We start from the raw sequence: 13,687 nt of genomic DNA on the forward strand, positions 1-13,687 counted from the left end.
CACCATCAGAGCAGCCCTCCGTTGATGCCAATAAATTTGTTAAATCGGTAGATAGATGGTGAAGGTGGTATTCCCCGGCCAGCTCTCAACATCGATTTTTCCGTTGTGTTGGTCAATCAGGTTCTGCGAGATGGATAATCCAAGACCGGTACCCCCTTCTCGTCCGCTGACCATTGGATAAAAGAGGGTATCTTTGAGCTCATCTGGGATACCCGGTCCGTTGTCGCAGATCTCAATGCGTGCCGCCAGCTTGTGTCGTTGCCCATGAATGTTCGCTTGATGCACCGTTCTGGTGCGAATGGTGATTTTGCCCGATTCTTGTGAGCTTAAAATCTGCGCCGCGTTGCTGACAATGTTGAGCATTGCCTGCTCGACTTGAGCCGAATCCATCAAAATATCAGGCAAGCTTGGATCGTAGTCGCGCTCAATCGCTAGCGAAGAGCCTGATTCTAACTCTACCAGTTGACGTACTTTTTCTAGGATCTGGTGAAGGTTCTCTTCACTCTTTTTGCCCGGTTTCTGAGGACCCAACAGGCGGTCAACCAAGGCTCTCAAGCGATCGGCTTGCTCGATGATGATCTGGGTGTATTCATTCAGAGACTGGTCTGGCAGCATTTTCCCAAGAAGCTGCGCCGCGCCGCGCAGTCCACCCAATGGATTCTTGATTTCATGGGCTAAGCCGCGCACCAATAGCTTGGCCGCTTGTTGCTGGGCATGCTGGTTCAGCTCTTGGCTGAGGCGTCTTTGCTGGTCTATCTTGCGCATCTCTACTAGTAATAAAGTCTCGCGTTGCCACGTCATTGGGCTTACGGTGACTTCCAGCATCAACGGGCGGTTATCGACCACAAAGGTCACGTCACTGTCAGTGATGCTTTGCCCACTTTGTAGTGGTTGTGTCAGCAGTGCGAGATCGAGAGAGGCGTGTTGAATAAGCTGGCTGAGTGGATGATCGACGATGCGTTTAGCACTCTGTGAAAAGAGTTGTTCGGCGGCAGGGTTGGCATAACGAACATAGAGTTGCTCATCGAGCATCAAGGTCGCTGTCACCATATTGTCGAGTATGGCGTTAGATAATTGATGTGTCTCTATACTGTCGCTCTGCGCTGATCGATTCACTGTGACATCCTTGAACTGAGATTATTTCCTTGCACCAAATTGGTGCGTTGATAAGTTCAAGTATGGCGCATCTCAACCAGAAGCTAAAGATAATTCCTATCTGTTGCCTAAAGTGGTCAGTATTCGGTGAAAAACAGACAAACTGGGCTTGTTTTGTGCACATTGGCCTACTTGATCGTTGCACGGTGTAAAAACACAGTGACTGGAGTAGTAGATGCAATAAGCTTGCCGCTTCTATGTGCTTGAATAGCAATGGTATGTGTGCCGCGATCGATGTTTTTTAGGGCCCATGTTGATGAAGTTTGCGGTGCACCATAACGGCGCCCATCTAGCATCAATTGTAGTTGTTCCCCAATGCCGAGTTTTCGGTTGAGCTCTATTTCAATAGCGATTAAACCGCGATTGCTGCGCAAGGTTTGATCGTGCTGCGGCGTGATTAGGGTCAGTTCGAGTGGAGCCGGAGTATCAGGCTTGTCCCGAACCGGTGCTTTGTGAGCTGTGGCTTCAGTCGGTAAAGGCTTTACCGGTTGAGGATCAACTGGCGATGTGCTGTCAAATTTAGGCGCTGGGGCAACAGCTTTAACATCGGGCAAACTTAATGCCTTGGCTCTGTTGCTGTCTGGCGTATCACTAAAGTGCAGCACGCCACTCTCATCTTCCCAAGTGTAGACAGTTTGAGCACTTACGATTCCCGAGAGTATCGCTCCAATTAACATCCATATCGCTTTCATGAGGTTGACCTTTTTCAGGTGTTATTAATGCGCACGTTGTTGGCAGTCGAAATGAGCTTATTTGATAGGGAATGGTACGAAGCAGAAGAGAAGTGAGGAACATAAAAAAGGCCCGCCTGCGAGGCGAGCCTAATATTTAGTGAGCGATTCTTACAAGATTGCAGTAAGAATGCTTATCTCTACCAGAGATTAAACAGAGTAGTACAGTTCAAACTCAAGTGGGTGAGTTGTCATGTTTACTTTCTCTACATCTTGAGACTTAAGGTCGATGTAAGAGTCGATGAAGTCATCAGAGAATACACCGCCAGCTGTTAGGAACTCACGGTCAGCGTCTAGACACTCTAGAGCTTCTTTTAGTGAGTAAGCTACTGTTGGGATTTCTGCTGCTTCTTCAGCTGGTAGGTCGTATAGATCCTTATCCATAGCTTCGCCTGGGTGGATCTTGTTCTTAATACCGTCAAGACCAGCCATTAGCATTGCTGCGTAGCATAGGTATGGGTTCGCCGCTGGGTCACCAAAACGTAGCTCGATACGACGTGCTTTAGGGCTTGGTACCACTGGGATACGGATAGAAGCAGAACGGTTACGTGCAGAGTAAGCAAGCATAACTGGAGCTTCGAAGCCTGGTACAAGACGCTTGTACGAGTTTGTTGCTGGGTTAGAGAATGCGTTGATAGCGCGAGCGTGCTTGATAACACCACCGATGTAGTAAAGTGCAGTTTCAGATAGGCCGCCGTACTTGTCACCAGCAAATAGGTTAACACCGTCTTTTGCTAGAGATTGGTGAACGTGCATACCAGAACCGTTATCACCTACAAGTGGCTTAGGCATGAATGTCGCTGTTTTACCAAATGCGTGAGCAACGTTGTGTACAACGTACTTGTAGATTTGAGTTTCGTCAGCTTTAGTCGTTAGCGTGTTGAAGCGAGTTGCGATTTCGTTTTGACCCGCAGTTGCTACTTCGTGGTGGTGCGCTTCAACAACTAGGCCCATCTCTTCCATTACTAGACACATTGCAGAACGGATGTCTTGAGATGAATCAACTGGAGCTACTGGGAAGTAACCGCCTTTAACGCCTGGACGGTGACCTTTGTTACCGCCTTCTACGTCAGAACCAGTATTCCATGCCGCTTCGATGTCGTCGATCTTGAAGAAAGAACCAGACATGTCTGTTGCGAACTTAACGTCGTCAAATAGGAAGAACTCTGGCTCAGGACCGATTAGAACTGTGTCTGCGATACCTGTAGAGCGCATGTACTCTTCAGAGCGTTTTGCGATAGAACGTGGGTCACGGTCGTAGCCTTGCATTGTTGCAGGCTCAAGGATGTCACAACGGATGTTTAGCGTTGCGTCTTCCGTGAATGGGTCAAGAACAGCAGATGATGCGTCTGGCATCATTACCATGTCAGATTCGTTGATGCCTTTCCAACCAGCTACAGAAGAGCCGTCAAACATCTTACCTTCTTCAAAGAAGTCTGCGTCAACTTGGTGAGCAGGTAGAGAGATGTGCTGCTCTTTACCTTTAGTATCTGTAAAGCGTAGGTCTACAAATTTAACTTCGTTCTCTTGGATCAGCGATAGTACGTTTTCTACTGACATCTTGGATAACCTCCAGTGTTATTAATTTGGTATGTGCTCGATTCGGTCGAAACTAGCATTGATTAATGTCTTTCGGTGCATTAATCGATGCTGTTTTAACTAAAGCTAAAAGCGTGCCAAAAAATTTAATCCATTAATTTCAATAATTTAGCTTGTTTGTGTTTTTCTTGGTGCGTTTCTTTGCACCAAAATGATCGCGCGTTGCACTGTTGTGGTGCAATGGTTTGGTTGTGCACCAATATGAGTCACAAACGGGTACCATTCAGCAACGATTTGCATTGGTTGTCAATCCACTTTTTTATTTTAAGGAGGGATTTCACGGGCTTGGCTGAGATAAATAGAAGGCAGGGCTCTTTTGAATAGTGAGCAGCTGATGGCCGATTATCTAACGGAAATAAACGCCTGTGGAAAAAGGCTTTGGTTCAGATCACATATTTCTGGGGTTTTTGCTAGAATCTGGTATATTATTGACCGTTTTTTTAATCAAGCTAGTGGCACTTACCCTGATTTTAGAGGTGATGTGCGGCTACTTTTATGAGTGAATCGAGAATCCATGTCTACTCCACAGATTGATAAGTTAAGAAATATCGCGATTATCGCGCACGTTGACCACGGTAAAACTACGCTGGTTGATAAACTGCTACAACAATCAGGCACACTAGAATCTCGTGGTGAGACTGAAGAGCGCGTAATGGACTCGAATGACATCGAGAAAGAGCGTGGCATTACCATCCTTGCTAAGAACACAGCAATCGACTGGAACGATCACCGCATCAACATCGTAGATACTCCGGGACACGCGGACTTCGGTGGTGAAGTAGAGCGTATCATGTCTATGGTTGACTCAGTGCTACTGATCGTTGACGCAGTAGACGGCCCAATGCCTCAAACTCGTTTCGTAACGCAAAAAGCATTCGCACACGGTCTTAAGCCAATCGTTGTAATCAACAAAATCGACCGCCCAGGTGCGCGTCCTGATTGGGTTATGGACCAAGTATTCGACCTATTCGACAACCTAGGTGCTTCTGACGAACAGCTAGACTTCAAAGTAGTTTACGCTTCTGCACTTAACGGTTGGGCTTCTCTAGAAGAAGGCGAAACTGGCGAAGACATGGAACCACTATTCCAAACTATCGTTGAAGAAGTAGCAGCACCACAAGTTGACCTAGACGGTCCACTACAAATGCAAGTTTCTCAACTAGATTACAGCTCTTACGTTGGTGTTATCGGTGTTGCTCGTGTAACTCGTGGTAGCGTTAAACCAAACCAACAAGTAACGATCGTAAGCGCAGACGGTAAAACTCGTAACGGCAAAGTTGGCACAGTAATGGGCTACCTAGGCCTTGAGCGTCACGAAGTTGAACAAGCGAACGCGGGTGACATAATCGCGATCACTGGTCTTGGTGAGCTGAAAATCTCTGACACTATCTGTGCACAGAACCAAGTTGAAGCACTACCAGCACTGTCTGTAGATGAGCCTACAGTAACAATGACGTTCCAAGTAAACACGTCTCCATTCGCTGGTAAAGAAGGTAAGTTCGTAACTTCACGTAACATCCTTGAGCGTCTAGAGAAAGAACTAGTACACAACGTTGCACTACGTGTTGAACAAACAGACGATCCAGACAAATTCCGCGTATCAGGCCGTGGTGAACTTCACCTATCTATCCTGATCGAAAACATGCGTCGTGAAGGCTTCGAACTAGCAGTATCTCGTCCAGAAGTAATCATCAAAGAAGAAGATGGTCAACTAATGGAACCGTTCGAAACTGTAACTATCGATGTTATGGAAGAGCACCAAGGCGGTATCATGGAGAACATCGGCCTACGTAAAGGTGAGCTGACTGACATGTCTCCAGACGGCAAAGGTCGTGTACGTATGGACTTCGTTATGCCATCTCGTGGCCTAATCGGTTTCCAAACTGAGTTCATGACGCTAACTTCTGGTTCTGGTCTTCTTTACCATACATTCGATCACTACGGTCCACACAAAGGTGGCGAAATCGGCCAACGTGTGAACGGTGTACTAATCTCTAACGGTATGGGTAAAGCGCTAACTAACGCACTATTCAACCTACAAGAGCGTGGCCGTATGTTCATCGGTCACGGTGTTGAAGTATACGAAGGCATGGTTGTTGGTATCCACAGCCGTGACAACGACCTAACAGTTAACGTACTGAAAGGTAAGCAGCTAACGAACGTTCGTGCATCTGGTACTGATGACGCACAGGTTCTTACTCCGCCAATCATCATGACGCTTGAGCAAGCTCTAGAATTCATCGATGACGACGAGCTAGTAGAAGTAACACCTGAAAGCATCCGTATCCGTAAGAAGTTCCTAACAGAATCGGATCGTAAGCGTGCTTCACGTGCAGCGAAATAATCAGATTTAACTGATTGAGATTAAAAAGCCCCGAGTAGCGATGCTGCTCGGGGCTTTTGTTTTTTTGGTTAGCTTAGATACGAGTATGCGGGATGCGGGATGCGAGATACGAAGAGCGCGTACCATTTCAATTCATTGGATCGTCATTCCAGAATCGAGGAACGAGATATCTGGAATCTAGTTTTTGACTTCTAAGTGACTTTCAACGAACTGAACTCGCTCTTCAACCGTCATAAACGGCACGTCAATCACTTTATATCCGAGCTGCTGATAGAGGGCGACTAAGCTGTCGTGAATCTCTAACGCACCCTCAAACGGATAAGGGCGCACCTCATCTTGTACGTAGATACTTGCTTCTGGGCGACACAAGAACACTTGAGGGTGGTAACCCTGACTCGCCTTTAGGTACTTTTCATCAATCTCTAATTCTGCCTGAGATAGATAACCACAGATGTCAGGGATAGCGCGATCGAGAAAAGCGATTGAGTGTTGGTTGGCTAGCGTCTTCTGCTCACTCATCACCTCTAAACAGAGTGCAGCAAAGCCGGGCAGGTTGATCCAAGGCAGTATGCCACCTTCAATCTGGCTCTGTTGTTCAATTAACTGACGAGAAGCCTCGGCAAAGGTGGCGTAGTGGCGATCTGCAAGTGCGTTAACCAAGGTTGTTTTGCCCGCACCAGGGCCGCCACTAATGATGATAGGTTGCATTGATTTACTCTGATTTATTTCTGGTTTAGCTGCGCAAGAAACTTATCTGACTCTTCAATGGCTGCATTCATCTGTTTGATTGCAAAGGCAATGTCTTTTTCTAAGCTCATGAACTCACCCTGCAATGAACCGACTGCACTCGCATTTAGGTTATGCTTAAGATAAAGCGTGTTGTCGCGAAGAGTGTTGAGCACTGGGTCCATTTTCTTTTCGGCACGCTTCATTGCTGAGAGCATAGTTTGATAAGAGGATTTGGTTTCTCGTAGCTTTTGCTCACTAGAGCGGCGTAGCGAAGCGCTGGTGTAGAGGTTGAGCTCTTCTTGCCACTCGGCGAATAGTGCATCAGAGACATCTTCGATTGCAGAGATACGATCACTGACGTTTTGTGCGGCTTTCTCGCTGTCTTGGTATTTGTCGTTGATCTTGTTGTACATGCTCTCAAGGTCGCCGCCATTGAAATTCGTCAGGCTACTGAGGGCTTCTAGGGCGCTAGTAAACTCTTCTTGAGCGTCTTGTTGTGACTCTTTGGCGTCTTCTACACGGTCGACCATAATATCGCGCTTGTGGTAACCCACTTGCTCCATGGCAGAGTAATAAGCCGACTGACATCCAGTTAGGGTAAAAATAGATAGCACTAAGGCGAGTAAATAAGGCATCCTTGGTTCCTATATACAATTAATCAACATTATTAGGACTATGAACGAGTTACATGGGAGTTACAAGTTGAAGATCCAAAAGACAACCGAACTCGGCCTCGCGTTCTCACAATACCTGATGGCGCGGATGAAACACGATCGGGTAAATGTGAATGCGGGCTACTTGGCATACATCACCTTACTGTCGATAGTGCCTATGCTCGCCGTACTGCTTTCGATACTCTCTTCCTTCTCGGTTTTTGCTGATGTTGGGGTTGTGATTCAGAAGTTCATCATCAATAACTTTGTTCCGGCCTCTGGGGATGCGGTGCACAATGCATTGCAGGAGTTCGTCGCTAATACCGGCAAGATGACGGCAGTTGGTAGTGGTTTCTTGTTTATTGCAGCAATGATGCTGATCTCTAATATTGACAAGAATCTTAACTATATTTGGCGGGTGACCGCTAAGCGTCGTCCTGTCCATTCGTTCTCTATGTATTGGATGGTCTTAACACTTGGGCCAATCTTAGTTGGGGCGAGTATCGCATCAACGTCTTATGTCACTTCGTTGAACTTGCTGCAGCATGAGGCTGTGTCTGGGCTTTATAACTTTGTGATTCGCAAGCTGCCACTCATTCTCTCTTTTTTCTCATTCTTTGGTCTGTACTTGCTGGTCCCTAACAAGAAGATTAACTTCTCGCATGCAGCGGCAGGTTCGTTGGTCGCGGCTCTTCTTTTTGAGCTAAGCAAGAAAGGCTTTGCCGCTTACATTACCCAATTTCCGTCTTATCAGTTGATTTATGGGGCATTGGCAGCGATTCCGATCTTATTCGTGTGGGTTTACTTGTGTTGGTTGATTGTATTGGTAGGAGCTGAGGTGACCGCTGCACTTGGCGAGAGTGAAAAGTGGAGTGAGACGAAAGAAATGGTACACTCTACCGATAATCAAAAAGTTCCAGAACAAGGAAATCACAGTGATAGCACTGATTCAAAGAGTAAGTGAAGCTGCCGTTCGCGTAGATGGTGAAGTAGTTGGGGAAATCGATAAAGGCTTATTGGTGTTGCTAGGGGTTGAGAGAGACGACGACGAAGCAAAAGCGAAACGCTTAATGGAGCGCGTTACGACCTACCGAGTTTTTGAAGATGAAGACGGAAAAATGAACCTCAATGTTAAGCAGGTTGAGGGTAAGGTTCTCGTTGTCTCGCAATTTACGCTGCCAGCTGACACCAAGAAAGGGACACGTGCGGGCTTTTCTCGCGGCGCACATCCAGCCGATGCTGAACGCCTTTATGACTATTTCTCGGATCTATGTGAGACCGTATTACCAACGGAGCGTGGTCGATTTGCAGCAGATATGAAGGTTTCCCTGATCAATGATGGCCCTGTGACATTCTGGCTACAAGCTTAAAGGAATAAGCATGTTTAAACTCATTACTCCAACCACGGAGAATCAACTCAACAAGTATTATCACTTTCGTTGGCAGATGTTGCGAGAGCCTTGGCGCATGCCTGTGGGCTCCGAGCGTGATGAGTACGATGGCATGAGTCATCATCGAATGATAGTTGATGGCCGTGGTCGACCAATGGCGATAGGACGCCTCTACATTACGCCAGATCTCGAAGGTCAAATCCGCTACATGGCGGTAAAAAACTCACGCCGCAGCAAGGGGATGGGTTCTCTTATCTTGGTTGCACTAGAGTCTCTAGCCCGCCAAGAAGGTGCGAAACGCTTAGTGTGTAACGCGCGTGAGGATGCCATCTCATTCTACGAGAAGAACAGTTTTGAGCGTCGTGGCGAGATTAACGACCAACGTGGTCCGGTGCGTCACCAGCAAATGGTTAAGCAGCTTGATCCAATGGCGGACGTACTGCGTAAGCCGGAATGGTGTAATGAACTTCAGCAGCGTTGGGAGCATCAGATCCCTATCAGCGACAAGATGGGCATTAAGATCAACCAATACACTGGCTATCAATTCGAGTGTAGCGCTCAGCTTAATCCGAACCTTAACCCCCACAACACGATGTTTGCGGGTTCTGCGTTCACCTTGGCGACCTTAACCGGTTGGGGGATGACTTGGCTGCTGATGAAAGAGCGCGGCCTGACAGGTGATATCGTATTGGCAGACAGCAACATTCGTTATCGCCATCCGGTAGAGCAAAACCCAGTTGCGTCGACTTCGCTAGATGGTATCAGTGGGGATTTAGACCGACTGGCTTCTGGGCGCAAGGCGCGAATCATCATCCACGTGACAATTCAGAGTGGTGATGTGGCAGCGGTTGAGTTCACTGGGACTTACATGCTGATCCCAGATTACAAAAAGGTTCTTAACTCTACTCAGAATGTTTCAGAGTAATCGAACCAATTAAACAGACTTACGCCACTCCTTGCGAGTGGCGTTTTTATTGGCAGCTCTCTTTCTTAATCAGTTGTGCTTGTGTCACTAATCCCGAGACTTGGTAGCACTCACTCGTTAGAGAAAGCGTCAAACTGTGCGCTTGTGGCGTCACGAGATCGAGCTCTCCACTGACCTCGCCTGTGAGTGTCACGGGTTGCGGCTGGTCGCCTTGTTGTGTTGCACCAATAATGTGCAATGGTGATAGGGACAACTGACCACGGTTGAGATCGGCTTTAATGTCGGACACCTCAAAGTTCACGATGTGGGTTAGCGGTGATTTACTGCTTGGATCTTCATTGCTTGGTTCTTTGCTCACCTGGGTGTCGTTAGCGGCAAAATTGATGATTCCGTTGCGAATGCTGCCCTCGATCTTTGCGGTAGCCGAGTGTCTGAGCATAAGATCATCTCCGGCCAAGCCCGAGGCTTGCAACTCAAACTCACCGATCCCCGAGGTTTCAAATGGCAGTGCTAAGTATGGAATGAATGGCGACAGTGGTACGCCATCAGCACTGATGGTTGCTTGCCAAGGTTGGCTAACTTGATTGAAGTCGACCGTGGCTTGAGCCTCAATATAGCCCTGCTTAAGTGGTGCAAACAGTCGCTTGAGTTGCCACTGACCTTGGTGGCTCGTCATTTCAACCACAGGTTGGGCTGACAAGATACTTTGGTAGCTGGCATCATTGGCACTGGCGTTCAGCTCCCCTTCCCACAATCCCCATTTCCCTTGCTCTATCAAGGTAAGCCTGTGACCTTCAACGTGTAACCCTGAGACTTGCCAATATGGCTGCTGAGCCAACTGAATGCGCTGGCTTCTCTCGACATTAAGTCTAGCTATTGATAGTGAGTCGATGGCTTTCAGCCAAGGTTGTAATTCGTTGAGCGGTGCTTTTTCCTCGGTGGACTCAGTGACCCATTTGACTCCACGAATGTCCAGCTCTTGAAGGTTGATGGCGCGAGGGGTCACCTGACCATTAAGCTGGATACTGCCTTGCTGCCATTGACTATAAAAGTCGTTAATTTCGACCTGATCTTCTTGTAGCGTCAGCTTGAGGTTAGGCTCAGTCCATTGCTCATCATTAAGAGACAGGCTCTCCGCCTGCAGTGAAAAGTATCCCTGCTCTTGATGCCATATCTTGAACGGCAATTGGATGTTTTCAAACGATGCACTGAAAGCGGCGAGGTGACCTTTTTGCCAAGCGATGTCACTTTTCAATATATCTAGGCTATTGATATGGCTGATGTTGAAGTTTGGAATGCGCCAGTCAGACCCCTGCAACTGCTGAACTTGCTTTCGATTGAGGTGTAAGCCATCAATGGTGACATTGATCAGCGACCAACCGCTTGGATACTGTTCAGCCTGCCCCGACACTTTAGCGCCGCGCCAGTCAAACGATGCGCCATAAAGGGTGCTATCTTGTGGTTTCAAATCGAGGTCGATAAGGAAATTATCTAAGGCTTCGTTTTGCCAAAAGATTTGTCCCGCCTTGAGCTGAATTTTCCCGTTTGGTAACAACTGCTGTGAGCTCGTCCAATCAGGGTTAGCGATTTGGATATCAACATCTCGGGCATTGAACTCTGACGTTGAAAAATCTAGGTTGTTGATTGCTAATTGATGCAGCTTAATCTGTGGGTGAGTTAGTTGAGCTTTAAGCATAGTTAACTCTTCGGTTTGCCACTGAACACCACTGATTAACAATGAATCTAGTTCTAGCTGTGCTGTGAAAAAACTATTGGGGCTGAGCCAAAGCTGAACTTTGTCGATGTATAGCGGCTCGTATTCCTGACTGTTTGAGCCAGCCGTGATGCCTTGTAGGGTCAGCTGGTAAGGAGCTTGATACTCAACGTCTTCTACTGTGATTGGGTGCTCTGTAGAGTGCTTGAGTAGGAAGTTGGCAATGTCGGTACGATATTGGGTCTGCAAGCCAAGTAGCAGCGCCGCAATGGCTGCGACGAGGACAGATAACACAATCCCAACTACCATGATGACTCTTTTCATTCCTAGCGCACCTTCCATTTCTTCGTTGCTCAAAATAGAGTGGAACAAAATACGCGCTGCGGCAACAAAAAAGCCCCTCAAAAGAGGGGCTTGCTACAAAAATACCGTTTTTAAGAGGGCATTAGCAATAAGGCTTTGCCCTCAGAGCAGATTGAACAATTAATCCAGTTGTGGGCCTGCAGAAACAAGCGCCTTACCTTCATCGTTGTCGGTGTACTTATCAAAGTTGTTGATGAAGCGTTCCGCAAGGTCTTTCGCTTTGCTTTCCCACTGTAGTGGATCCGTGTAAGTATCACGTGGATCAAGGATTGTTGGGTCAACATCGTGCAGTGCTAGTGGCACCTCTAGGTTAAACATAGGGATAACCTTAGTTTCTGCATCGTCGATTGAGCCATCTAGGATTGCATCAATGATACCGCGAGTATCTTGGATAGAGATACGCTTACCGCTGCCGTTCCAACCAGTGTTCACTAGGTATGCTTCTGCACCCGCTGCTTCCATACGCTTCACAAGTACTTCTGCGTATTGAGTTGGGTGCAGCGTTAGGAACGCCGCGCCAAACGCTGCAGAGAACGTTGGAGTTGGCTCTGTGATACCACGCTCAGTACCTGCTAGTTTCGCTGTGAAGCCAGATAGGAAGTGGTACTTCGTTTGCTCTGGAGTTAGCTTAGAAACGGGTGGTAGAACGCCAAATGCATCCGCAGTTAGGAAGATAACTTTCTTCGCATGGCCTGCTTTTGAAACTGGCTTAACGATGTTATCGATATGATGGATTGGGTAAGAAACACGTGTGTTTTCTGTTTTTGAACCATCGTCAAAGTCGATAGAACCATCGCCGCGTACCGTTACGTTCTCTAGTAGAGCGTCGCGACGGATTGCATTGTAGATCTCTGGTTCAGCTTCTTTCGATAGGCGAATCGTCTTCGCGTAACAGCCACCTTCAAAGTTGAAGATGCCGTCGTCGTCCCAACCGTGCTCATCATCACCGATAAGTTGACGTTTAGGGTCTGTAGATAGGGTTGTTTTACCTGTACCTGATAGGCCAAAGAACACCGCTACGTCGCCTTTCTCACCCACGTTCGCGCTACAGTGCATAGATGCAATGCCTTGTAGTGGAAGTAGGTAGTTCATCATTGCGAACATGCCTTTCTTCATTTCACCGCCGTACCAAGTACCACCGATGATTTGTACACGCTCAGTTAGGTTGAACGCGACAAAGTTTTCAGAGTTCAGGCCGTGCTCTTGCCATTTCGGGTTGGTTGTTTTCGCGCCGTTCATTACAACGAAGTCTGGTTCGAACGTTGCCAGCTCTTCTTCAGTTGGGCGGATAAACATGTTCTTAACGAAGTGTGCTTGCCAAGCCACCTCTGTGATAATACGTACGCTTAGGCGTGTATCAGGGTTAGCACCACAGTAACCGTCAATTACAAACAGGCGTTTGCCAGATAGCTGTGTAGTCACGAGTTCTTTAAGGTCGTTCCACACTTCAGTTGTAATCGGTTTGTTATCATTCTTACCTTGATCCGACCACCACATAGTGTCGCGAGTCGTATCGTCTTTAACAATGTACTTATCTTTTGGTGAGCGGCCAGTAAAGATACCAGTGTCAACAGCAACAGAACCCAGCTCGGTTACTACGCCTTTTTCGTAGCCTTCTAAGCCTGGAAGAGTTTCTTCCACGAACAGCTGCTCGTAACTTGGGTTACGCAGTACTTCAGTTACGCCAGTAAGTCCGTGTTTAGTAAGATCAATTTGTGCAGCCTTTGTATGTTCCATAACGGTCATAGGTGCTCCTTGTAGGATATTTTGTAGGGATTTTGTATTAATTTTTTGTTGTTATCTGCTCACCATGCTAGCAACGAGACATGGGGGAAACAGGGATATAGCTCAAAAATTATCCATATTTTCCATGGGGTTTTAAGTGTCTCGTCACATATTGGCCCAACTAGTCTATCCTGTACGCAAACCTTTGCGCTAGGGGCTTGAACATTATTAATTGATTAAAATTAAGCGGTGATTTTATTACGAAATGTTACGGGTTTTGCGCTATTTTGATCACAAAAAAGGCCAGCTTTGCGCTGACCTTTTTGGGGTAAATTACGTGTTTTTAGATCGGCGTAAA

At 47.1% G+C, this 13,687-nt stretch carries 11 protein-coding genes; 4 read left to right on the forward strand and 7 right to left on the reverse strand.

Features of this window, described 5'->3' with window-relative positions; genetic code table 11:
- Positions 1–39 precede the first annotated feature (39 nt).
- The 3 genes from glnL to glnA all read right to left on the reverse strand — a co-directional run bounded on the left by glnL (position 40) and on the right by glnA (position 3,446).
- The gene (gene glnL / locus OCV50_RS00465; protein ID WP_239842199.1) at positions 40–1,116 is read right to left on the reverse strand and encodes a nitrogen regulation protein NR(II); all 1,077 of its coding nucleotides are present in this window, start codon (positions 1,114–1,116) and stop codon (positions 40–42) included.
- A 167-nt stretch (positions 1,117–1,283) separates the two neighbouring features.
- Entirely contained in the window at positions 1,284–1,847 is a 564-nt protein-coding gene (locus OCV50_RS00470) for a DUF4124 domain-containing protein (protein ID WP_261903405.1), read from the reverse strand.
- Positions 1,848–2,036: 189 nt separating this feature from the next.
- On the reverse strand, positions 2,037–3,446 hold the full coding sequence (gene glnA, locus OCV50_RS00475) for a glutamate--ammonia ligase (protein WP_032551090.1): 1,410 nt from the start codon (positions 3,444–3,446) through the stop codon (positions 2,037–2,039).
- A gap of 553 nt (positions 3,447–3,999) precedes the next feature.
- Between glnA and typA the strand changes: the two genes are divergently transcribed.
- Positions 4,000–5,829, forward strand: a complete 1,830-nt coding sequence (typA, locus tag OCV50_RS00480; RefSeq protein ID WP_239842201.1) for a translational GTPase TypA — start codon at positions 4,000–4,002, stop codon at positions 5,827–5,829.
- A 177-nt stretch (positions 5,830–6,006) separates the two neighbouring features.
- Here the strand turns inward: typA and OCV50_RS00485 are convergent, their stop codons facing one another.
- Entirely contained in the window at positions 6,007–6,537 is a 531-nt protein-coding gene (locus OCV50_RS00485; RefSeq protein ID WP_261903406.1) for an AAA family ATPase, read from the reverse strand.
- 14 nt (positions 6,538–6,551) lie between these two features.
- Positions 6,552–7,193 carry a DUF2959 domain-containing protein gene (locus OCV50_RS00490; protein ID WP_239842203.1) on the reverse strand — a complete coding sequence of 214 codons (642 nt, stop codon included), beginning with the start codon at positions 7,191–7,193 and terminating at the stop codon, positions 6,552–6,554.
- Between the two features lie 40 nt (positions 7,194–7,233).
- Between OCV50_RS00490 and OCV50_RS00495 the strand changes: the two genes are divergently transcribed.
- From OCV50_RS00495 to OCV50_RS00505, 3 genes are read left to right on the forward strand one after another with little or no spacing between them, the layout of a single operon-like run.
- Complete coding sequence (locus OCV50_RS00495) at positions 7,234–8,175, forward strand: virulence factor BrkB family protein (protein WP_239842204.1); 942 nt, start codon at positions 7,234–7,236, stop codon at positions 8,173–8,175.
- A complete protein-coding gene (gene dtd / locus OCV50_RS00500) occupies positions 8,147–8,581 on the forward strand; it encodes a D-aminoacyl-tRNA deacylase (RefSeq protein ID WP_261903407.1) in 435 nt (144 codons plus the stop codon). The genes OCV50_RS00495 and dtd overlap by 29 nt, the downstream gene beginning before the upstream one ends.
- A gap of 10 nt (positions 8,582–8,591) precedes the next feature.
- Entirely contained in the window at positions 8,592–9,527 is a 936-nt protein-coding gene (locus tag OCV50_RS00505; RefSeq protein ID WP_239842206.1) for a bifunctional GNAT family N-acetyltransferase/hotdog fold thioesterase, read from the forward strand.
- Positions 9,528–9,573: 46 nt separating this feature from the next.
- On the opposite strand, the gene OCV50_RS00510 is transcribed toward OCV50_RS00505, so the two are convergent.
- Positions 9,574–11,565 (reverse strand): AsmA family protein, encoded by a 1,992-nt coding sequence (locus tag OCV50_RS00510; protein WP_261903408.1) that lies wholly within the window; start codon positions 11,563–11,565, stop codon positions 9,574–9,576.
- 159 nt (positions 11,566–11,724) lie between these two features.
- On the reverse strand, positions 11,725–13,350 hold the full coding sequence (gene pckA, locus OCV50_RS00515; RefSeq protein WP_032551101.1) for a phosphoenolpyruvate carboxykinase (ATP): 1,626 nt from the start codon (positions 13,348–13,350) through the stop codon (positions 11,725–11,727).
- Positions 13,351–13,687: the final 337 nt, after the last annotated feature.

The organism is Vibrio fortis, from assembly GCF_024347475.1.
Taxonomy (GTDB): Bacteria; Pseudomonadota; Gammaproteobacteria; order Enterobacterales; family Vibrionaceae; genus Vibrio; species Vibrio fortis.

Excerpts from the sequence above, each read along its gene's own strand:
- OCV50_RS00470 (WP_261903405.1), bottom strand. The coding sequence starts at position 1,847 with ATGAAAGCGATATGGATGTTAATTGGAGCGATACTCTCGGGAATCGTA.
- glnA (WP_032551090.1), bottom strand. The coding sequence starts at position 3,446 with ATGTCAGTAGAAAACGTACTATCGCTGATCCAAGAGAACGAAGTTAAA.
- typA (WP_239842201.1), top strand. The coding sequence starts at position 4,000 with ATGTCTACTCCACAGATTGATAAGTTAAGAAATATCGCGATTATCGCG.
- OCV50_RS00485 (WP_261903406.1), bottom strand. The coding sequence starts at position 6,537 with ATGCAACCTATCATCATTAGTGGCGGCCCTGGTGCGGGCAAAACAACC.
- OCV50_RS00490 (WP_239842203.1), bottom strand. The coding sequence starts at position 7,193 with ATGCCTTATTTACTCGCCTTAGTGCTATCTATTTTTACCCTAACTGGA.
- OCV50_RS00495 (WP_239842204.1), top strand. The coding sequence starts at position 7,234 with ATGAACGAGTTACATGGGAGTTACAAGTTGAAGATCCAAAAGACAACC.
- OCV50_RS00505 (WP_239842206.1), top strand. The coding sequence starts at position 8,592 with ATGTTTAAACTCATTACTCCAACCACGGAGAATCAACTCAACAAGTAT.
- OCV50_RS00510 (WP_261903408.1), bottom strand. The coding sequence starts at position 11,565 with ATGAAAAGAGTCATCATGGTAGTTGGGATTGTGTTATCTGTCCTCGTC.
- pckA (WP_032551101.1), bottom strand. The coding sequence starts at position 13,350 with ATGACCGTTATGGAACATACAAAGGCTGCACAAATTGATCTTACTAAA.